We start from the raw sequence: 1,239 nt of genomic DNA, 5'->3' as shown, positions 1-1,239 counted from the left end.
GACAACGCCCACCCCGTGGTCACCATCCCGTCGTGCCCGATCACGGCGGGGTTGCGTTGGACAGGACACGGTGAGCTGAGCGCACCGGCGGCATACTCGCGTTGCCGGCCGGTGCGCTCAGCTCACCGGAAGATTCAGGATGTCGGTGTTGGGGATGCCAGCATTTCTCTGATCATTTTGCGTCCGGCGAGGGCACCTGCGTCGATGGCGATGCTGAGTTCCTGGACGCGGCCGTGTTCGGAGACAGCATCGGCCTTCTCCTCGTCCGCGATCACCCGTTCGAGTAGCGTCAGCGCGTCCACGTCCTGCTGCACGACCTCCTGATTCATCCGCTCGAAGAAATCGGAGACCTCGGCGTCGCCCAGCGCGAAGTCGCGGGCCACCGCCCAGAAGTCGAACGTGCTGTGCTCGGTCTCCGGCGTTATACCGTAGAGAATCTTTGCGTGCACAGCACCGGTGTCTCCGCCGGCATCTCCCGGCAGCACGCCGGCTGGTGCGATCCGTGAATGCAGCACGTACGAACAGACCGGGCGGTACTCGATGTCCTGCCAGCGGTCGACGGGCGTGGAGAATCCGGTCGACTTCTCATAGAACGGCGGGCACTCGACGCCGTGCATGTGCCGGCTGATCCGGAGGACCTGCTCGGCGTGGTCGACCTCGGTCTGAATCGGCGTCGCGGCCACCTCGGGAGTCCCGATGAATCCCGCGTGCAGGTAGGTCTCGTGCGACAGGTCGAGCAGGTTGTCGACCAGGAGTTGGTAGCGGGCCGGCAGGGGAGCCATACCGCCGATCATGGTCCAGCCGGGGTCGTCGAGCCAGTGGTTGTCCGGAACGGCGGCGAGGTCGGCCTTGGCCTCTTCGCCGATCCAGACCCAGATCCAGTTGGCCTGCTCGACGACGCGATAGCTGCGCACCCGCGCGGTTCGCGGCACCCGCTCCTGGCCGGGCACCTGGATGCAGGTGCCCGAACAGTCATAGGTGAAGCCGTGGTACCCGCACTCCAGGTCGTCGCCCCGCAGTGTTCCGAGCGACAGCGGGTAGCGGCGGTGGACGCAGCGGTCGGCCAGGGCGACGACCCGCCCGTCCAGCGTGCGGTAGAAGACGATCTGCTCGCCGCAGATCGTCCGCGCGAACAGGTCGCGGCCGACCTCACGGCTCCAAGCCGCGACGTACCACTGGTTCTGCGGAAACACCCTCATCACCTCTCACGTCGGCGCCCCTATTGCCGGGCGCTCTTAG

Annotated in this window: 1 protein-coding gene; it reads right to left on the bottom strand. The window is 66.6% G+C overall.

Annotation, left to right across the window (positions count from 1 at the left end; all coding sequences use genetic code 11):
• Window positions 1–134 precede the first annotated feature (134 nt).
• On the bottom strand, window positions 135–1,199 hold the full coding sequence (locus U9980_RS21785) for a Rieske 2Fe-2S domain-containing protein (protein ID WP_416210349.1): 1,065 nt from the start codon (window positions 1,197–1,199) through the stop codon (window positions 135–137).
• Window positions 1,200–1,239: the final 40 nt, after the last annotated feature.

Source organism: Protofrankia sp. Cr1, from assembly GCF_963555865.1.
GTDB lineage: Bacteria > Actinomycetota > Actinomycetes > Frankiales > Frankiaceae > Protofrankia.
This window is presented reverse-complemented; position numbering and strand designations above follow the sequence as displayed.